This window comes from Pseudomonas sp. GW821-FHT07G10 (genome assembly GCF_059418545.1).
The window spans coordinates 1-17,797 of record NZ_JBWKQB010000013.1; the positions used below are offsets into that span (position 1 = coordinate 1).

The 17,797-nt window shown below is 57.9% G+C and carries 17 protein-coding genes and 4 pseudogenes; 11 read left to right on the top strand and 10 right to left on the bottom strand.

Features of this window, described 5'->3' with window-relative positions:
- The first annotated feature begins 235 nt into the window (after positions 1-235).
- Positions 236-1,123 carry a threonine/homoserine exporter RhtA gene (gene rhtA / locus AC07O1_RS15760; protein ID WP_495089289.1) on the top strand — a complete coding sequence of 296 codons (888 nt, stop codon included), beginning with the start codon at positions 236-238 and terminating at the stop codon, positions 1,121-1,123.
- 168 nt (positions 1,124-1,291) lie between these two features.
- On the top strand, positions 1,292-1,573 hold the full coding sequence (locus tag AC07O1_RS15765) for a hypothetical protein (RefSeq protein ID WP_494993851.1): 282 nt from the start codon (positions 1,292-1,294) through the stop codon (positions 1,571-1,573).
- Between the two features lie 12 nt (positions 1,574-1,585).
- Here AC07O1_RS15765 and AC07O1_RS15770 read toward each other — a convergent pair whose 3' ends face one another.
- Positions 1,586-2,155 (bottom strand): TetR/AcrR family transcriptional regulator, encoded by a 570-nt coding sequence (locus AC07O1_RS15770; protein ID WP_495089290.1) that lies wholly within the window; start codon positions 2,153-2,155, stop codon positions 1,586-1,588.
- Between the two features lie 93 nt (positions 2,156-2,248).
- Here AC07O1_RS15770 and AC07O1_RS15775 point away from each other — a divergent pair, with 93 nt between their 5' ends.
- Together AC07O1_RS15775 and AC07O1_RS15780 are read left to right on the top strand one after the other, a co-directional pair.
- Complete coding sequence (locus tag AC07O1_RS15775) at positions 2,249-2,989, top strand: SDR family oxidoreductase (protein WP_495012806.1); 741 nt, start codon at positions 2,249-2,251, stop codon at positions 2,987-2,989.
- A 36-nt stretch (positions 2,990-3,025) separates the two neighbouring features.
- Entirely contained in the window at positions 3,026-3,616 is a 591-nt protein-coding gene (locus AC07O1_RS15780) for a 2-hydroxychromene-2-carboxylate isomerase (RefSeq protein ID WP_495089291.1), read from the top strand.
- On the opposite strand, the gene AC07O1_RS15785 is transcribed toward AC07O1_RS15780, so the two are convergent.
- A complete protein-coding gene (locus AC07O1_RS15785; protein WP_495089292.1) occupies positions 3,613-4,611 on the bottom strand; it encodes a zinc-dependent alcohol dehydrogenase family protein in 999 nt (332 codons plus the stop codon). The genes AC07O1_RS15780 and AC07O1_RS15785 overlap by 4 nt on opposite strands.
- A gap of 113 nt (positions 4,612-4,724) precedes the next feature.
- On the opposite strand from AC07O1_RS15785, the gene AC07O1_RS15790 reads away from it, so the two are divergent.
- Positions 4,725-5,657 carry a LysR family transcriptional regulator gene (locus AC07O1_RS15790; RefSeq protein ID WP_495089293.1) on the top strand — a complete coding sequence of 311 codons (933 nt, stop codon included), beginning with the start codon at positions 4,725-4,727 and terminating at the stop codon, positions 5,655-5,657.
- Here AC07O1_RS15790 and AC07O1_RS15795 read toward each other — a convergent pair.
- The 4 genes from AC07O1_RS15795 to AC07O1_RS15810 all read right to left on the bottom strand — a co-directional run bounded on the left by AC07O1_RS15795 (position 5,654) and on the right by AC07O1_RS15810 (position 9,878).
- On the bottom strand, positions 5,654-7,462 hold the full coding sequence (locus AC07O1_RS15795; protein ID WP_495089294.1) for an aminopeptidase P family protein: 1,809 nt from the start codon (positions 7,460-7,462) through the stop codon (positions 5,654-5,656). The genes AC07O1_RS15790 and AC07O1_RS15795 overlap by 4 nt on opposite strands.
- Positions 7,463-7,517: 55 nt before the next feature.
- Positions 7,518-8,687: an aminotransferase class V-fold PLP-dependent enzyme gene (locus AC07O1_RS15800; RefSeq protein WP_495089295.1), complete on the bottom strand. Its 1,170-nt coding sequence runs from the start codon at positions 8,685-8,687 to the stop codon at positions 7,518-7,520.
- Between the two features lie 208 nt (positions 8,688-8,895).
- Positions 8,896-9,510 (bottom strand): LysE family translocator, encoded by a 615-nt coding sequence (locus AC07O1_RS15805; protein ID WP_494993843.1) that lies wholly within the window; start codon positions 9,508-9,510, stop codon positions 8,896-8,898.
- A gap of 98 nt (positions 9,511-9,608) precedes the next feature.
- On the bottom strand, positions 9,609-9,878 hold the full coding sequence (locus tag AC07O1_RS15810; protein WP_494993842.1) for a hypothetical protein: 270 nt from the start codon (positions 9,876-9,878) through the stop codon (positions 9,609-9,611).
- Positions 9,879-10,277: 399 nt separating this feature from the next.
- Here AC07O1_RS15810 and AC07O1_RS15815 point away from each other — a divergent pair.
- The 4 genes and pseudogenes from AC07O1_RS15815 to AC07O1_RS15830 form a co-directional block, all read left to right on the top strand.
- Positions 10,278-10,388 (top strand): annotated as a pseudogene (locus tag AC07O1_RS15815) (FMN reductase); the annotation flags it as partial.
- A 53-nt stretch (positions 10,389-10,441) separates the two neighbouring features.
- Positions 10,442-11,587 carry an FMNH2-dependent alkanesulfonate monooxygenase gene (gene ssuD, locus AC07O1_RS15820; protein WP_495089296.1) on the top strand — a complete coding sequence of 382 codons (1,146 nt, stop codon included), beginning with the start codon at positions 10,442-10,444 and terminating at the stop codon, positions 11,585-11,587.
- Between the two features lie 140 nt (positions 11,588-11,727).
- Positions 11,728-12,326, top strand: a pseudogene (locus tag AC07O1_RS15825) (acyl-CoA dehydrogenase family protein); the annotation flags it as partial.
- A gap of 95 nt (positions 12,327-12,421) precedes the next feature.
- Positions 12,422-13,150: pseudogene (locus AC07O1_RS15830) on the top strand (AAA-type ATPase lid domain-containing protein).
- Here the strand turns inward: AC07O1_RS15830 and AC07O1_RS15835 are convergent.
- Positions 13,147-13,512, bottom strand: a complete 366-nt coding sequence (locus tag AC07O1_RS15835; protein WP_495089297.1) for an antibiotic biosynthesis monooxygenase — start codon at positions 13,510-13,512, stop codon at positions 13,147-13,149. The pseudogene AC07O1_RS15830 and the gene AC07O1_RS15835 sit on opposite strands and share 4 nt — an antisense overlap.
- A 93-nt stretch (positions 13,513-13,605) precedes the next feature.
- Here AC07O1_RS15835 and soxR point away from each other — a divergent pair, with 93 nt between their 5' ends.
- Positions 13,606-14,070: a redox-sensitive transcriptional activator SoxR gene (gene soxR, locus AC07O1_RS15840; protein WP_495089298.1), complete on the top strand. Its 465-nt coding sequence runs from the start codon at positions 13,606-13,608 to the stop codon at positions 14,068-14,070.
- Between the two features lie 140 nt (positions 14,071-14,210).
- Here the strand turns inward: soxR and AC07O1_RS15845 are convergent.
- Positions 14,211-14,711: pseudogene (locus AC07O1_RS15845) on the bottom strand (MetQ/NlpA family ABC transporter substrate-binding protein); the annotation flags it as partial.
- A gap of 446 nt (positions 14,712-15,157) precedes the next feature.
- On the opposite strand from AC07O1_RS15845, the gene AC07O1_RS15850 reads away from it, so the two are divergent.
- Positions 15,158-15,619 carry a VOC family protein gene (locus tag AC07O1_RS15850; protein ID WP_495012801.1) on the top strand — a complete coding sequence of 154 codons (462 nt, stop codon included), beginning with the start codon at positions 15,158-15,160 and terminating at the stop codon, positions 15,617-15,619.
- Positions 15,620-15,688: 69 nt separating this feature from the next.
- On the opposite strand, the gene AC07O1_RS15855 is transcribed toward AC07O1_RS15850, so the two are convergent.
- Both AC07O1_RS15855 and AC07O1_RS15860 read right to left on the bottom strand, forming a co-directional pair.
- Positions 15,689-16,123, bottom strand: coding sequence for a DoxX family protein (locus AC07O1_RS15855; RefSeq protein ID WP_494993839.1), 435 nt, complete (start codon positions 16,121-16,123; stop codon positions 15,689-15,691).
- 103 nt (positions 16,124-16,226) lie between these two features.
- Positions 16,227-17,648 carry an MltF family protein gene (locus AC07O1_RS15860; RefSeq protein ID WP_495089299.1) on the bottom strand — a complete coding sequence of 474 codons (1,422 nt, stop codon included), beginning with the start codon at positions 17,646-17,648 and terminating at the stop codon, positions 16,227-16,229.
- Positions 17,649-17,797 lie beyond the last annotated feature (149 nt).

A 17,797-nucleotide genomic window follows, 5' to 3' on the forward strand; every position in this document is an offset into this window, starting at 1 on the left:
CAAGGAGTTTTCCGTTTCGACTGCGCCGGAAGTGGGGCGAATTATAGGCTTCCAGATTCTGCCGTCAAGGGTTAATTCAAATTATCTATCAACAATGGTCGAAAACGTCGAAAGCCCTGCTTATATAAGAGGCGCACAAACAGTGTGAGCAGTATATTGCTCATGAAGTATGAGTTGAGCATCATGTACCGCGCATATACCTTTCTGTCTCTACTACTCCGGATGATGCCTCGTAATGACTGACCAGCCCCGCAGCCTCGCCTCGACTCTGTTCCCGGTCGGCCTGCTGCTTATTGCCATGGCTTCAATCCAATCCGGTGCCTCTCTTGCCAAAAGCATGTTCCCCGTTGTGGGAGCCCAAGGCACTACGACGCTACGCCTGATTTTTGCCAGCATCATCATGTTGCTGCTGCTACGCCCTTGGCGCGCCAAACTCACAGCCAGGTCCTTGCGCACGGTAGTCGTCTACGGGATGGCACTTGGAGGCATGAACTTCCTCTTCTATATGTCACTCAGAAGCGTCCCTCTGGGAATTGCGGTTGCCCTGGAGTTCACCGGCCCCCTGGCGGTTGCTATATATGCGTCACGCCGGGCGATCGACTTTCTGTGGATCGGCTTGGCGGTCATCGGCCTGCTACTGCTGATCCCCGCGGGCGACACCAGTGCCGGAATCGACCTTATAGGTGCTGGTTATGCGCTTGGCGCGGGTATCTGCTGGGCGTTATATATCCTGTTCGGCCAAAAGGCCGGTGCAGACAACGGCGTTCAAACCGCCGCACTGGGTGTAATGATTGCCGCTTTATTCGTAGCGCCTATCGGCATCGTCCATGCAGGAGCAGCCTTATTGACTCCGTCCTTGATCCCGATAGCCATTGGAGTCGCCATTCTCTCTACTGCCCTGCCCTACACCCTGGAGATGGTGGCCCTCACCAGAATGCCAGCTCGCACCTTTGGCACCTTGATGAGCATCGAACCTGCTTTCGGTGCCTTGTCAGGGCTGTTGTTCCTTCACGAATACCTGTCCCTGGCCCAATGGCTGGCCATTGCTTGCATCATCCTCGCCTCCGTCGGTGCCACCATGACTATGCGCCGCGAATCCAGTCCCTTGCTCGCAGCCGATTGAAACTGGATTTGACGAAGCTCTGGCATTTACCGCTCAATTAGGCCATGTTTAGGCTGTAACTCTGTGTAAGCCTTGGATTTTTCGAATAGGGACATCGTCAACGCGACACGCTAGAGCGGATAAAGCCAGACTCGGGTGCCAGACCCGAAGCGAGCTAAAAGGAAGGGCATGAAACGAGTTTTGATACTGTTAGCCGTACTTGCCATTGCAGGCTGTGCTGCGACCTCAAAAACCGAAACAAAGCGCGGAAAGACGGGACTGCATATCAACTGCTCTGGCCTGTCCTCTTCCTGGGACAAGTGTTACACCAGTGCCGCCAATTCATGCGGCGCCAAGGGCTACAAAGTGATCGCCAAATCGGGCGACGCTGTAGAAGACCCCGGTGACTACCCCTTCGGCCTCAATCCCGCCGGCTATACGAGCCGCAGCATGATCGTCATCTGTAAATAAGCTGACACCGCTTCATTCAACGTGCAGTCTTCTGATCTGGTGACCGATCTCGGCGTAACTCGACTCCAGGACTTTGCTTTGAATCCGGGGATTTACCAGCATCCGCGCCACAACCAGCGCGCCAATGCATTGCGACAAAATCGCCCACGCCAGAGAGTCGCTGCCTAATGTCCGGGCCCAGCATTCCTGCAATCGGCATATCCACTGCTCCGCCTGCTGCCGAACAGCGATGTCGGAGCGAGCGATTTCGGCTCCCAACGCCGGCAAGGCACAACCTGTCTCGGGCTGCTCAACGTGCGCCATGCTCAAATAATGTTTGAGACAACGCTCAAGCCTTGCCCGATTCTGCTCACCATCCCCGCTTAACCGCTCAAGACTCTGACTCAGCTCTCGCTCGACAATCGAACTGAACAGCTCATCTTTTGACGAAAAGTGACTGTAGAAAGCCCCACCGCTGAGCCCTATCGCTTTCATCAAACCGTCGACGCCGACCGTGGAAAAACCTTCTTTCTTGGCCGACACAGCACTGCTTTCCAGCAATCGCTCTCTGGTTTCCTGCTTGTGGCTGGCTGAATAACGCATCGCTCCCCCCTATGAATCTATCACCTTGACGCATTAGAGATCGTAGCATAACGTTCGTTTAGCTAACGATCGTTTACTAAAAAGGCGATACCCATGACTACAGCCATAAATAACAACAAAGTCGTATTGGTGGTCGGTGCAGGCGATGCCACCGGTGGTGCAATAGCCAAGCGTTTTGCCCAGGAGGGATTTATCGCCTGCGTCACTCGGCGTAGCGCTGACAAGTTGCAACCCCTGGTCGATGCCATCCAGGCAGCAGGGGGCCAGGCACATGGCTTCGCCTGCGATGCACGCAAAGAAGAGGATGTGATTGCGCTGGTCGAACAGATCGAGAGCCAGATCGGCCCGATCGAAGCCTTCGTCTTCAACATCGGCGCCAATGTACCGTGCAGCATCCTTGAAGAAACCGCGCGCAAGTATTTCAAGATCTGGGAAATGGCCTGTTTCTCGGGATTCCTGAACGCTCGTGAAGTCGCCAAACGCATGGCCACCCGCCAACGGGGCACTATCCTGTTCACCGGTGCGACAGCCGGGATGCGTGGAGCTGCCGGTTTCGCCGCGTTTGCCGGCGCCAAACATGGAATTCGCGCATTGGCCCAAAGCATGGCCCGCGAACTGGGTCCTATGAACATCCATGTCGCTCATATCGTCGTCGACGGTGCCATTGATACGGACTTTATTCGCGACAGCTTCCCGCAGAAGTACGCGCTCAAGGATCAAGACGGCATCCTTAATCCGGAACACATTGCCGAGAACTATTGGTACCTGCACTGTCAGCCGCGAGATGCCTGGACCTTCGAGCTGGATCTACGACCATGGAGCGAACGCTGGTAAGCCCTCCCCAATAACAATAATCAGAGAGCACCCACCATGAGCAAAACCGTAGAGTTCTTCTTCGACCTCGGCAGCCCCAGCACTTACCTGGCCTATACCCAATTACCAAAAATCTGCGCCCAAACCGGCAGCCAGCTTATCTATCAACCCATGCTGCTGGGCGGTGTATTCAAAGCCACCGGCAACGCCTCCCCCATCAGCATTCCAGCCAAAGGGCGCTACATGCTTGACGATCTGGAGCGTTACGCCAAACGCTATCAGGTTGCGCTCAATTTCAATCCACACTTTCCGGTCAACACCCTTTTACTGATGCGCGCAGTCACCGGCATGCAACTGCGTCATCCGGAACGTTTCCTCGATTTTATCGACTGTCTTTTCCGCGCGTTGTGGGTTGATAAGCGCAACCTCAATGACCCTGCGACAGTCGCTGCGGTGTTGACGGAGAACGGCTTTGACCCGACCGAAATCCTGGCGCTGACCAACGATGAGGAGATCAAAGCCGCCCTTAAGGACAAAACCGAACAGGCGTTGCGACGTGGCGTGTTCGGCGCGCCGAGCATGTTTGTCGATAACCAGCTGTTCTTCGGCCAGGACCGTCTGGACTTTGTCCTCGAAGCCTTGAGCTAAATCTCGATGACCAGCCGACCCTGCGCTTGCCCCGCAGCAAGCAGGTCATAGGCGGCTTCGGCGGTTTGCAAACCGAACTGCCGAGGATCGAGCAAAGGAGTCAGCTTGCCGGCTTCGATCAACCGAGTCGCTTTAGCAAGAATTTGCCCGTGATGATCACGGCCCTTGCCCGTCAGCAACGGCAATAACGTGAACACTCCAGAATAAGTCGCGCCCCGAAAGGACAATGGCGCAAGGCTGTGTTGCCCCCAACCGAGGCAGCTCAGCACATGACCGTAATAGTTGCGCACAGCCTTGAATGACGCATCCAGCGTTTCACCGCCCACCGTGTCGTAAACGATATCGAACCCCTCGCCTGCCGTGTGCTCCTCTACATAATGTTCAACCGGGCTTTGCCGATAGTCGATAAAGGTCGCTCCAAAACCTTCGATAATGCCCCGCTGCCTGGCTGAACCGGTGGCAAACACATCGGCACCGAAGGCTTGAGCGAGCTGCACTGCAATATGTCCGACGCCTCCCGCGCCACCGTGAATCAACACCGACTGCCCTGCTCGTACGTGAGCGCGATCCACCAACCCTTCCCATGCGGTAATCAGCACCAAGGGCAGCGCCGCTGCTTCACGCATACTCAAATTGCGCGGTTTGAGCGCCAACAATTGCGCATCGACGACAGCGAATTCGGCCAGAGAACCTTGCAAACCCGCGATACCGGTCGCCATGGCATAAACCTCATCGCCGATCTTCCATCCGCTTACGCCGGCACCCAGCGCTTCAACGGTTCCTGCCAGGTCCATACCCAGCACCGCAGGCAAAGGTTGACGTGCGTGGGCGGCTTGTCCCGCACGTATCTTTGCGTCCAGCGGATTGACCCCGCTGGCTGCAATCCTGACCAATACCTGGCCCGCGTCTGGTTCGGGGACGTTTAAAACAGCCAAGCGAAAAGGCGCATTAGCCGAATCGACAATCAGAGCATTCATCTCACGTATGTCAGTCATTTTCGCGATCTCATGTCAGGGAAGTTGAGTTGATCATCCACCACCCGACTCATACCGATAAGACGCTATATAGCTATAGTGAGCATGCCCATTTGGCATGAATGAGAACACCCATGGACAAGCTCAATGCAATGGCGATTTTTGTTCGAGTGGTGGAGCGCGGCAGTTTTTCCGCTGTCGCCCGGGAATTGCAGACCAGCCAACCCACCATCAGCAAAGTGCTGAGAGCGCTGGAGATCGAGCTGGGCGGCAAGCTGATTTCCCGTAGCACCCGACAACTGTCGCTGACCGATGAAGGTCAGCGTTACTACACGCAATGTCGGCAAATCCTCGCCGCGGTGGACGCCGCGCAACACAGCTTTCAGTCGGGCCGGGAAACCGTGGCCGGCAACTTGCGGGTCGGCTCATCCGTCAGTTTCGGGCGTTTGCAGATTGCCTCGCGCCTGCCGGGCTTTCTGGCGAGTTATCCACAGGTGCAAATTGACCTGCAACTCAACGACCACAATCAGGATCTGGTCAGCGAGGGCCTGGACGTCACCTTCCGGATCGGCGAACTGAACGATAGCGGCCTTATCGCCCGCAAGGTCGGTACCACCTACCGTGTGACGGTTGCCAGCCCTGACTATCTCGCCCGCCAGGGCCTGCCACTCACGCCCGAAGAACTGAGCCAGCACAACTGTCTGCTGTTCAACCTGCTGAGTAGCCAGAACCAATGGATTTACCAGAAGAATGGAGAACGCCACAACGTGCGGATCAAGGGCAATGCCCAAAGTAATAGCTCGGAGGCGATACGCGAAATGGTGCTCGCAGGGCTAGGCATTGCGCTGTCGCCCGTGTGGTTGTTCAGTGAGGATTTACGGGCCGGTCGGGTAGTGGCGATTCTGCAGGACTACAGCCCACAGTCGCTGCCAATTTATGCCGTGTCCCCGGCGAATCGTCGCCAATCCGCCAGGGTCAACGCATTCATCGACTATATGACCGAGGCGCTGGCTCACGCGCCTGAGCTTGCGCCACCGCCCAGGGCTGATGACGCTGAGCTGATTTAAATAGCCGCCGTTCGGGTGTTCAGCCACTCCAGAGCGGCGCCTTCAAGCAGTGGACTCAAACGCTCACGCACTTGCGCGTGATAGCCGTTGAACCACTCTTTCTCGTCTTGAGTCAGCAACGCCGGCTCCAGGCAACGGGTATCGATCGGGCACAGGGTCAGGGTTTCGAACTTGAGGAACTCACCGAACTCGGTGCTGCCCGCTTCACGATTCAACACCAGGTTCTCGATCCGCACACCCCAGCGGCCAGGACGATACGTGCCCGGTTCAATTGAGGTGATCATTCCCGGCTGCATCGCCGTTTGTGGTGCCGGCGCCGCCTGGTAGGCAATCACCTGCGGACCTTCATGGACGTTGAGGAAGTAACCGACACCATGACCGGTGCCATGACCGTAATCGACACCCTCGGCCCAAATCGGCGCACGGGCGATGGAGTCCAGCAGCGGCGACAGAATGCCCCGCGGGAATTGCGCCCGGGACAACGCGATCACGCCTTTGAGCACCCGCGTGCAGTCACGCTTCTGCTCTTGAGTCGGTGTACCGACCGGCACCATGCGGGTAATGTCGGTGGTGCCGCCCAGGTACTGACCGCCGGAGTCGATCAGCAGCAAACCATCGCCTTCGATCAGCGCGTGCTCTTCTTCGGTGGCGTGGTAGTGCGGCATCGCGCCATTCGCATTGAACGCCGCGATAGTGTTGAAGCTCAACGAGACATAGCCCGGACGACGGGTACGCGCTGCCGTCAGGTGCTCATCGATGGTCAGTTCGGTAATCCGCTCGCTACCCAACGCAGTGTCCAGCCAGGTGAAAAACTCACAGAGTGCCGCGCCGTCCTGCTCCATGGCCTGACGAATATGCTCGGCATCGGCGAGGCTTTTTTGCGACTTGGACAAGGTGGTCGGGTTCAGCCCTTCGATCAGTTTGACACCACTGCCCAGGTTATCCAGCAGACCCGCCGTCACCCGCGCAGGGTCGACCTGCAGGCTCGCGCCGCTCGGTATAGCACTCAATGCCGCGGCGACTTCGCTGTAATCGCGCAAGGTCACGCCATCCTGTTCGAGGATCGCGCGCAGTTGCGCATCGACTTTGCTCAGTGCCACAAACAGTGTCGCCTGCTGCTGCCCGATCAATGCGAACGAAACGAACACCGGGTTGAACGACACGTCAGCGCCACGCAGGTTGAACAGCCAGGCAATGTCATCGAGGGTCGCGATGAAATGCCAATCGGCACCGCGCTCCTTCAGGCTCTGGCGCAGCCTGGCGAGTTTCTCGCCACGGCTTATGGTGGCCTGAGGCGGCAAGTGTTGATAGATCGGCTGATTCGGCAGCGCTGGACGGTCTTGCCAGACTTCGTTCAACACATCGATATCAGTGCGCAGCCGAGCGCCACGCTCCTGGAGTTTACTACCCAGACTACGCGCCGAAGCCAGCGCCATGACCGCGCCATCGACGGCCACCACGCCGCCTTCGGGCGTTTGCTCAGCGAGCCAGTCCAGCGGGCCTGGTTGCCCAGGCTGGAGTTTCACCAACTCGATGCCGCTGCCCTTGAGCTCCTTGGTCGCCTGCTCCCAATAACGGCTGTCAGCCCAGACGCCGGCGAAATCCGCGGTCACGATCAGCGTGCCGACCGAACCATGAAAACCCGACAACCATTGCCGTCCCTGCCAATAGCCCGGCAAATATTCCGACAGATGTGGATCGGCTGACGGCACCAGCAGGGCGTGGATGCCCTCCCGGCTCATCAGCTCGCGTGTTTGCGCCAGGCGCCGGGAAACCACTCCGTTGGTCAAAGACTGCGTGCTCATTGTGTCTCCTGCTAATCACTCATCATTATTATTGGGTGCAGATGCGGATCAGCCCTTATGGCTGGGCAGCTGCCCAGAACGCCGGTGCACTGGCGAATGAAGCTTTAATCAATTGTGCCGCTTGATCGACATCCTGCTCGGTGGTGAAGCGCCCGAGGCTCAGACGGATCGTACGACTCGCCGCCCACCCGTCATGTCCCAACGCAAGTAATACATGGGACGGCGCGTTACTCGCCGAGTTGCAGGCCGAGGTCGCCGAAAAAGCAATCGAAGCACTTAACGCCGCCGGATTGAACTCGCCCTCGTTGAACGTCAGGCTCAAGGTATGGGGAATGCGCTGGGTCGCGCTGCCGTTGAGCTGCAATCCAGGAAGACTGCCGAGTTGCGCCAGCAACCGCTCACGCAAGCGCACAATGGTTGCAGCCTCTTCGTCGAAGAACTCTGCCGCAAGGGCAAACGCCGCGCCCATGGCTGCGATCTGATGAGTCGCCAGGGTCCCGGAACGCAAACCGCCTTCGTGCCCGCCACCATGGATCTGCGCCTGCAAACGTTGCTGCGCACGTGGGCCGACGTATAGCGCACCAATGCCCTTTGGACCATAGATCTTGTGTGCGGAAAACGACATCAGATCCACCGGCCACTCGGCCAGATCGATCGCCACTTTGCCAGCGCCTTGGGCGGCATCGACGTGAAACAACGCGCCTCGTTCACGCACCACCTGGCCGATGGCCGGGATGTCGTTGACGGTGCCGAGTTCGTTATTGACCAGCATCAGCGACACCAGAAAGGTGTCCTCGCGCATCGCTTCACTGACCGCCTGCGCGGTGATCAGACCTTCGGCATCCGGCACCAGATAGGTCACGGCGACGCCGGCATCCTGCAACTGCCTGGCCGTATCGAGAATCGCCTTGTGTTCGATTTGACTGGTAATGATATGCCCACCCGCAACACCGCGAGCCTGGGCGACGCCCTTGAGAGCGAGGTTGTTCGATTCAGTGGCGCCGGAGGTCCAGACGATCTGCGAAGGCTCTGCGCCGACCAGCTCGGCCACCTGTCGGCGAGCGTGCTCAACCGTTTGTCGAGCCTGTTGGCCGAAGGCATGGGAGCTGGAGGCCGGGTTACCGAAGTTACCGCTGAACCCCAGACAGTCGACCATCACCTGAATCACCCGCTCATCCACCGGCGTGGTAGCGGCGTAGTCGAAATACAAAGGACGTTTATTCATAAAAAAGACTCGCAGAGCGTGTTCCGGGATCAGGTGTGCTCGGTGGTGAAAACGTTGGCCGGCGCCAACCCGGGAGCGGCGCAAAACGGTAAAACGTCAGCAATACCTGATCGGATGCAGTTAAAGGAAGACAACTTCTCTTAAAAGTGCGTAGGAACGCTCCTGAAGTTGAGCTTAACAGGCATCGGACTCCGGGTTGAAGCCTAAGTCAGCTAAAGCTTTCGTGCAGCATCGGGTACAGGGAGGCCACCAACAGCAGAGCCATGCCCCAATTGAACACTCGCAACCAGCGCCGATCACGCAGGACATTGCGCAACAGGCTGCCGCAGGCCACCCAGACGCTGACGCTCGGCAGGTTGATCACGGCGAAGACCGCGGCAATGACAATCACATTGGTGAAATAACCCTGCAACGGCGTGTAGGTGCTGATGGCACCGATCGCCATGATCCAGGCCTTGGGATTGACCCATTGAAATGCCGCCGCCCCCCAGTAACTGACGGGTTTGGCGTGACCTTGTCCGGTCTCGGAGACTGGACCGCTATGAGCGATTTTCCACGCCAGGTACAGCAGATAGGCCGCGCCGACATAACGCAACACGGTGTAAAGCAGCGGATAGGTTTGAAACACCGCACCCAGGCCAAACCCGACGGCGAGCACAAGAATGAAGAAGCCGCAGGTGATGCCAAGCATGTGGGGGATGGAGCGGTTGAAACCGAAATTGACGCCCGAGGCCAGCAGCATGGTGTTGTTGGGGCCTGGGGTGATCGAGGTGACAAGGGCAAACAGGGCGAAGCCCAATAGCAAATCCAGCGAGAGGGTCATGGGCGCATTCCATTAGGGTCAGTCAGGTGTTGACCCTATCGCAGCGCCTTGGCAAAACCCACGGACAGTTGCCTCAAAGTTTGAGCAGTACAGTCCACTCAGCTTGGGCGCCGATGGTGGCTCACGCCGCGCTCGGCGTTCATTTCGCCTTTCGTGTCGAAACCAAATGCTTTCTGTGGCTGGCCGAGCAGTTCGGCTTTTTTCATTTGGTATTCATCGTACGACAACCCGCGACGGTTCAATGCCTCCAGCGCCAATTCCTTGCTTTCCTCGGCGGTGTACGGCCGCAATTCAGGGGAAGGATGGCTCGCACAACCGGCGAGAACAGAGGCGGCAAGCAGCAAGGAAGTGACGAATAAACGATTCATGAGGGGCTCCTGACAAGCTGGCGTTAGGCAATGGATACAGGCTACTCCCGCGCCTTCACCGACAAAAATCAACGCTCTCGATAGTCGCTATTGGTTTGGGCAACAGCCGTTCAGGCAAATTCCACATATTCACTATAGTTCTATAAATATCTATTTACGATATTTTGAGGAATAACAAAGAGCCTTTATAACGGACCTGCGCCGCGCTGACTGTTGGCCAGGCAACTGTTGGCCCTGCAACAGTCAATCAACAAAACAGCGCTCAACAAACACACAGCAGCCTGAATAGAAACCGCTGAAAGCCCCGCAGACAAAGGCTTCGGCCGCTTGGTACAGCTCTTGCTCAAACCCGGTCACTACTCATTGCTCCTTGAGCAACTGTTTGAAAAGGAACTGTTCATGTCGCGCCCTTTAAACGTCGTAGCCCTCTCGGGTGGCACTTACCGCCCCTCCCGCACATTGGTGCTGACCCAGGCCGTGCTCGCGGAATTGGCCAGGCAGTTGCCGATACGTTGTTTCGCGTGCACCCACACAATTTGCTGAAAATCGCTTAAGGACCTGTCATGGATGTTTTCTGGTTTCTCCCCACTCACGGCGACGGCCATTACCTGGGCACCACCCAGGGCGCGCGCCCGGTCACGCTCAATTATTTGAAGCAAGTGGCTCAGGCCACGGACAACCTCGGCTATCACGGTGTGCTGATCCCCACCGGGCGTTCGTGCGAAGACTCGTGGGTGATCGCCTCGGCCCTGGTGCCGTTGACCGAACGCCTGCGTTACCTGGTAGCCATTCGTCCGGGGATCATCTCGCCGACCGTTTCGGCGCGCATGGCCGCGACCCTTGATCGGCTGTCCAATGGCCGTCTGCTGATCAACGTGGTGACTGGCGGTGACCCGGATGAAAACCGTGGCGACGGCAGCTTCCTCGATCACAGCGAACGCTACGAAGTCACTGACGAATTCCTCAAGATCTGGCGCCGGGTGCTGCAAGGCGAGTCGGTGGACTTCGAAGGCAAGCATTTACGGGTGCAGAACGCCAAGGCGCTGTATCCGCCGGTGCAGAAGCCTTATCCGCCGCTGTATTTCGGTGGTTCTTCCGAGGCTGCCCATGATCTGGCCGCCGAGCAGGTCGACGTCTACCTGACCTGGGGCGAGCCGCCGGCGGCTGTCGCCCAAAAGCTGGCCGATGTCCGTGAACGCGCGGCTCGTCAGGGCCGTACCGTGAAATTCGGGATTCGCTTGCACGTGATCGTTCGCGAAACGGCCGACGAAGCCTGGAAAGCCGCCGACAAGCTGATCGAACACATCAGTGACGAAACCATCGCCTCGGCACAGAAATCCTTCTCGCGCTTCGATTCCGAAGGTCAGCGACGCATGGCCGCGTTGCATGACGGCCGGCGTGACAATCTGGAGATCGCCCCCAATCTTTGGGCCGGCGTCGGTCTGGTGCGTGGCGGTGCCGGGACCGCGTTGGTGGGCGATCCGCAACAAGTGGCGGCGCGGATCAAGGAGTACGCGGATTTGGGCATTGAGAGTTTCATCTTCTCTGGCTACCCACATCTGGAAGAGGCTTACCGCTTCGCCGAGCTGGTGTTCCCGCTACTGCCGGAACCCTACGCCAGCCTCGCCGGTCGCGGTATCACCAACCTCACCGGGCCATTCGGCGAAATGATCGCCAATGACGTTCTGCCTACAAAAGCCACAGCCTGAACCCCACCTTGCCTCTGTAGGAGCGAAGCTTGCTCGCGATGCAGTCACCGCGGTATGTCCAGACGGACCGCGTTATCGTTCATCACGGGCAAGCCTCGCTCCTACGCAGAGATTGGATCGTCACATAGAAGGAGCATCGCGTGACCGACAAGCCGCAAAGCGCCCTGTTGTCCCCGTTGCAGACCGCCCGTGCATTGGCTGCCGAGTTTGCCCAAACCGCTGTTGAACGCGATGAACGCGGCGGCACGCCGAAAGCCCAGCGTGACGCCTTGCGCCAAAGCGGTCTACTGGCCCTGAGTATTCCTGCCCAATACGGCGGCCTCGGTGCTGGCTGGAGCGAAACCCTGAACATTGTCCGCGAGTTCGCCAAAGTCGACAGCTCGATTGCCCATGTCTTTGGTTTTCATCACCTGATGCTGGCCACGGTTCGGCTGTTCTCGCGACCGGAACGATCAAACCTCGCCGGCTGGCGCGAGTTTTCCGGCAAGAAAAGTTTCTGCTCCGGCGCCAGCGACTCGTAAATGCTGATCGCCTCCGCAGTGGATGAAAGCGCCGGCGGCAAGCTATTGATCGCCGCCATCCCCAGTGGGCGCAGTGGCATCACCCTGTACAACGATTGGGACAACATGGGTCAGCGCCGACCGACAGTAGCGGTGCCAGTTTCGAACGAGTACGGGTGGAGGAATCAGAATTGCTGCTCGACCCAGGCCCACTGAGCACACCCTTCGCCTGCGCACGCAAACCCTGCACGACCCGGTGGACTACAAACTTCATGAACCAGTCCCTGCTGATTCCGACTTTCTATTCATAGCCTTTTATTCATGGAACGTCCCCATGCAACTTTTGACCTTACCGCCTTCACCCGCGCTGGCGACCTCGATCCGGGCCACCGCCCAGATCTTCGAAGACCCGAAATCCCGGGCCTTGCTGGCGCATTTGCGGTAGGTTGCGCCGAGCGAAGCCAGCGTACTGATCATCGGCGAAACCGGTACCGGGAAAGAGCTGGTGGCACGACATATCCACAACCTCAGCACCTGGCACAATCAGCCGGGGGATATCCTGCCGCTGACCCGACACTTTATCGAGTCTTACAACCAGCGCTTGGGTTATGGCGCGATCATCAGCAGTGAGGCCGAGCACAAACTCAGGACCTACAGTTGGCCGGGCAATATCCACGAACTGGAAAACGTCATTCATCACACCCTGCTGATCTGCCGCAACGGCGTGATCGAGCGCGACGACTTACGCTTGTCGAACATGCGCATCGAGCGTCAAGACGACAGCCACGCAAGCCTCAATTATTCGGCCGAAGCCTTGCTCGACCGGGCGTTTCAAAAGTTCTTCGAAGAACAGGCTGGTGCGCTGCATGAGAAAGTCGAAGACGCGTTGCTTCGGGCCGCTTACCGCTTCAGCCATTACAATCAGGTACACACCGCTAACCTGCTGGGTTTGAGTCGTAACGTCACCCGAACGCGGCTGATCAAGATCGACGAACTGGCCGTCAACAAATGCCGGCCTGTGGATAACCTTCAGGGCGAACGGATGCTGCAATTGTCGATCTAGCTCACCAGGTTGCAGTGCAACGCACTGTCATGGCTGCGCTCGATGCTGCGCAGCACCTGGAACGAACCAAAGGTAACGGTCCTGGCCTGATAGGCGCGGATCAGCTTCCAGAAATCCTGTTCGCCATTTTCAAAGCTCTGGAAAGCTGCCTCACCCGCCTCCCGTGATTGCCATTGCAGGTAATTGAGCACCCGCCGCCCGTCATCGCTGGCCTGCACGCTGGCACTGAGAAAACCGTGGTAGCCCTGCGCCAGGCGCTCGGTCTGTTCAGACAAGGCCCAAACCAGTCCTTGTTGCTGATGAGGTTCGATCTCGAATTCGATCAGTTGCGTGAAACTACGATTTCTCTCTAGTGACTGCATGAAAAGTCCCCACTGACAGGTAAGCAGGATCTTGCGATCCGAGGCCATGCAGGGTAAAACCTCTAGTTAACTAGAGGTCAAGCGGCAAATCACATGATCACTAAAGAAGCCATCAACAAAGAGCTGACCGTCGGCCAATTGGCGGCGCGCAGCGGCGTCGCGGTTACCGCCCTGCACTTCTATGAGTCCAAGGGGCTGATTAAAAGCAATCGCAACCAAGGCAACCAACGCCGTTATCCGCGGGAAGTACTGCGACGGGTGGCGTTGATCAAGGTCGCACAGCGATTGGGAATCCCCTTGGCGGAGATCGGCGACGCCTTGAAGTCACTGCCAGATCGGGCGCCGACCGCAGCGCACTGGAAGCAACTTTCAGCTCAGTGGAGCAACGACCTGGATGAACGAATCAACCAACTGATCAAGTTGCGCGACAAGCTCAACGGCTGCATTGGTTGCGGTTGTTTATCGATGGAGGCCTGCCCACTGCGCAACTACGGTGATGTGCTGGGTGAACGTGGGCCGGGAGCGCTGTTGTTGGAGTCGTCAGTCGATCCAGAATGATCGTTCCCACGCTCCCGCGTGGGAATGCAGCCCGTGACGCTCCGCGTCACATAAAAGCGGACGCGGAGCGTCCAATGAGGCATTCCCACGCAGAGCGTGGGAACGATCAACGCCGCATGTGGGAACGATCATTGAATCCCTCAAAACCCCGGCGCAATCTGCCCTTTGTAACGGGTCAGAATGAACTGGCGGACCTCAAACGCGAGATCCACCCGGCTGACCGAACGCGCCAGCAACGTCCCTTCCAGCTCGCGAATTTTCAGATGTTTGGGGTTTTCAATGATCTCGCGCTGAGTCGCCAGGGTATTGCCCGGATCCTTGAGTTTGATCAATCCGGCTTCGTGCAGCAGCACCAGCAGAAGCGCCACGGTGACCACCATCACGTCGGTCTGAAAACGCTGATAGCCGTAGCGGATCGCCAGATCACCAAGGCCGCCACCACCAATCACGCCAGCCATCGCCGTGTAATCCACCAGCACAATGGCCGTAACGGTGACCGCTGCCAGCAGCCCGCCGCGCGCCTCGGGCAATAATGTGTGGCGAATGATTTGCCAGGTGTTGGCGCCCATTGCCTGGGTCGCTTCCACCACACCACGGTCGACTTCGCGCAAAGCGGTTTCCACTAACCGCGCGAATGTTGGAATACAGATCGACAATGTCGACGGGCACCTGCCGACTGCGATCGCGCTCGGCGTCCTGTTCCAGCAGCACCGCAGCCACGCGCTCGGCCACGAGCAGGGCTTGGGCGTCCTCACGGATCAGATCGGCGGCTGGAGGATGGATCGGATAATCGGCAGATTCAGGCAAGGCAGACATACAACGCTCTCGGGTCAACAGTGATTGCAATGAGCAATTTCAGCCTCTGTGCCTGAACGCTTGCCCCTTTGTTTTCAGTGGGTTGGGAGCCTCTTATAGCCATTCGATTTAGTGCAGCGAAGCAATCTGATGCTTTGCTGTTGATGGCTGAACAGTAGCCATGCTGCTGCCCGTCGGCCCCTCAGTTGCGCTACCTGTCGTGGCCTATAGTGAATCGACCGGAAAACGGTGAAGGATTACGTTCATCCCCAGCAAAAAAAGGAGAACCAACATGAGCGTTAAACCGATACCCGAGGGTTACCACAGTATCACGCCCTATCTGGGCATCAAAAAAGCCGCCGAAGCGATCGAGTTCTACAAGAAAGCGTTCGGTGCGACTGAAGTCATGCGTCTGGTGGCGCCCAACGGCGACATTGGCCACGCCGAACTGCGCATTGGCGACTCGGCCATCATGCTCGCCACCCCATGCGCAGCGGCATCCCTGAGCAGCCCAGAACAGGCCGGCATCTCGGTGGGGCTGCATTTGTATGTGAACGATGTCGACAAGCAGTACAAGCAGGCGATTGCTGCTGGAGGTGTGGCTGTCTCTGAAGTGAAAGACCAGTTCTACGGCGATCGCTCAGGCACCCTGAAAGATCCATACGGTCATTTGTGGTTTATCTCCAGCCGTAAGGAAAATCTGTCGAAAGAAGAAATCGCCAAACGTGCCGCAGAGATGTTCAAGCAGGGATAAGCAGCAGGCATAAAAAATCCGGAATCTTTCAGATTCCGGATTTTTTACTGATCAAGGTTGTGTCGACAGTTACTTGGCAATGATGCGATCCAGCGACAGCTTGCCAGCACCTTCGAGCAGAACCGCTACCGTACCGCCCAGCAAGGCCAGAGCGAATTCATAACCATTGTTGGCCATGAACAAACCGTTGCTGATATGCACCGAGAAGATCGCCACCAGCAGCGTGAACGTCAGGCCCAGTGCCGCAGGACGGGTCAGCAAACCGATGATCAGTGCCAGGCCGCCGAAGAACTCGGTACCACCCGCCAGCAGGGCCATCAGATGCCCCGGCGCCAGACCGATGCTTTCCATCCACTGCGCCGTGCCGGCCAGACCGTAACCGCCGAATAGACCAAAGAGCTTTTGCGAACCGTGAGCAGCGAAGATGATGCCGACGAAGATCCGCAGTACAGCCAGGCCGTAGCCTGCGCGGGTAGACAGTGCGGTTTTGATCAGTGTGCTCATGCTGTGTCTTCCTTTTGATGTAGGGGTTGGTTGGTCGCTATATTAATCAGTAAATATCATGTTAAAAGCGCAAAAATCCCGCCATAACAATCAAATTTATCGATCATTTCCGTAAGGCGACCTTTTGCGGCTGGGTCTCCAGCGACCCCCGTTCCCGATCGAACGCCAGGTAGTACTTGTTGACGCTATTGACGTAGCTGACGGCGCCCATCCCCGCCTGCTCCAGGGCGATGCGTTCCACCTGGAAAAACCACTGGTCGGGATTCAAGCCGCGCCGTCTGGCCTCGGTGCGCATGCCCTGAACCCGCTCCGGGCCGATGTTGTAGGCCGCAAGCACAAAGGCCATGCGCTCGCGCTCGTTGAGCTTGGGGCTGGCGAAGAACTTGCGGCGGATCAGCCCCAGGTACTTGGCACTGGCCTGCACATTGCCGTCCAGTGACTGAATATCATTGACCCCCACCCGCTGAGCCGCCGAAGGGGTAATTTGCATCAAACCCGTGGGACCGCCGCCGCTCTTCGCGCTCGGTTGCAGCGCTGACTCCTTGAACGCCAGCGCGGCCAGGTTCAGCCAGTCCAGGCCCTGTTCGCGGGCATGTTTTTGCAGGACCGGGCGTAGTTTTTCCAGGCGCTGGCGGTCGGCGTGGGCCAGAGGATAGTGGACCTGATCCAGGCGTCGATAGATGCGCAGAAACGCGACGTCCTGGTCCGCTGGTGTTTTATAGGTTTTCAGGAAGCGATCGATACTCGTCCGTAGCATCGACGCGTCGCGCCGCACAAACCAATGCTCTTCGCCCGACTCACTGATGATCACCTGCCGATCGAAACGCAGCTTGGGCAGAATCTTGCCCCAACGCTCGGCAATCGGTTGCTCGACGATGGTCAGGTGGAAAATCCCGCCCTGAACCATTTCCAGCACATCTTCGACGGCAAGGCTGGGATCGACCCACTCGACCTTGACCGGCGGCAACTTGCGCAACGCCAGTTTCTGATTGATCTGATTGATCGCCTCACCCGCCGCGCTCCCCATGGTCAGCGCCAAAGTGTGCCCGGACAGCTGCTCAAGGCGGGTGAAATGCCGCTCACCTTTGATTCCTACCAACAACAACGGAACGTTACTGATGATCGGGTCACTGGAGCTGATAGCGTGTCCTGACTGAGGGCTCAGCAATTCGCCGGGAGCAACCAGATCTCCCTCGCCGCGCTCAAGGGCACCGAGCAATTGATCCTTGGCTTTGGGAATGATCTTGAGGTTGATTTCCTGACCGTCAGGGGCCTGGCCGTTGAGGTATTGTTCGAAGGCACGCAGGCGATGGTATTCGACGCCAATGGTCTGGCCCTGGACTTCGCCGGAACTGTTGCGGCTCTGGTTGACCAGCACCCGCAGGACGCGACTGTCACGGATCTGCGCCAGGTCGCGAACCTTGCCTGACGCAACAGCCACCGGGGGGCCGGCCAAACGCGCAACCGCGGGCATCGGCAGCAGCAACGACAAGCACAGCACAAGCAAAACCGAGGGTCTCGTCATCCGCTCTCCGGGAAGATACTGTCCAGCCTCTCGAGTAATTTCGGGAAGTTGGGCGACAGAAACAGAGCGCTTAGAGCGCTGGCAGCGTGCGAAAGACTGGCAAGCGATGGTTGGACGGCCAACCGAAGCTTTCTTCCGGCATCAAAAGA

What these genes read in the sequence shown, in the direction of transcription:
- rhtA (WP_495089289.1), top strand. Translation starts at nt 236, where the DNA reads ATGACTGACCAGCCCCGCAGCCTCGCCTCGACTCTGTTCCCGGTCGGC.
- AC07O1_RS15765 (WP_494993851.1), top strand. Translation starts at nt 1,292, where the DNA reads ATGAAACGAGTTTTGATACTGTTAGCCGTACTTGCCATTGCAGGCTGT.
- AC07O1_RS15770 (WP_495089290.1), bottom strand. Translation starts at nt 2,155, where the DNA reads ATGCGTTATTCAGCCAGCCACAAGCAGGAAACCAGAGAGCGATTGCTG.
- AC07O1_RS15775 (WP_495012806.1), top strand. Translation starts at nt 2,249, where the DNA reads ATGACTACAGCCATAAATAACAACAAAGTCGTATTGGTGGTCGGTGCA.
- AC07O1_RS15780 (WP_495089291.1), top strand. Translation starts at nt 3,026, where the DNA reads ATGAGCAAAACCGTAGAGTTCTTCTTCGACCTCGGCAGCCCCAGCACT.
- AC07O1_RS15785 (WP_495089292.1), bottom strand. Translation starts at nt 4,611, where the DNA reads ATGACTGACATACGTGAGATGAATGCTCTGATTGTCGATTCGGCTAAT.
- AC07O1_RS15790 (WP_495089293.1), top strand. Translation starts at nt 4,725, where the DNA reads ATGGACAAGCTCAATGCAATGGCGATTTTTGTTCGAGTGGTGGAGCGC.
- AC07O1_RS15795 (WP_495089294.1), bottom strand. Translation starts at nt 7,462, where the DNA reads ATGAGCACGCAGTCTTTGACCAACGGAGTGGTTTCCCGGCGCCTGGCG.
- AC07O1_RS15800 (WP_495089295.1), bottom strand. Translation starts at nt 8,687, where the DNA reads ATGAATAAACGTCCTTTGTATTTCGACTACGCCGCTACCACGCCGGTG.
- AC07O1_RS15805 (WP_494993843.1), bottom strand. Translation starts at nt 9,510, where the DNA reads ATGACCCTCTCGCTGGATTTGCTATTGGGCTTCGCCCTGTTTGCCCTT.
- AC07O1_RS15810 (WP_494993842.1), bottom strand. Translation starts at nt 9,878, where the DNA reads ATGAATCGTTTATTCGTCACTTCCTTGCTGCTTGCCGCCTCTGTTCTC.
- ssuD (WP_495089296.1), top strand. Translation starts at nt 10,442, where the DNA reads ATGGATGTTTTCTGGTTTCTCCCCACTCACGGCGACGGCCATTACCTG.
- AC07O1_RS15835 (WP_495089297.1), bottom strand. Translation starts at nt 13,512, where the DNA reads ATGCAGTCACTAGAGAGAAATCGTAGTTTCACGCAACTGATCGAATTC.
- soxR (WP_495089298.1), top strand. Translation starts at nt 13,606, where the DNA reads ATGATCACTAAAGAAGCCATCAACAAAGAGCTGACCGTCGGCCAATTG.
- AC07O1_RS15850 (WP_495012801.1), top strand. Translation starts at nt 15,158, where the DNA reads ATGAGCGTTAAACCGATACCCGAGGGTTACCACAGTATCACGCCCTAT.
- AC07O1_RS15855 (WP_494993839.1), bottom strand. Translation starts at nt 16,123, where the DNA reads ATGAGCACACTGATCAAAACCGCACTGTCTACCCGCGCAGGCTACGGC.
- AC07O1_RS15860 (WP_495089299.1), bottom strand. Translation starts at nt 17,648, where the DNA reads ATGACGAGACCCTCGGTTTTGCTTGTGCTGTGCTTGTCGTTGCTGCTG.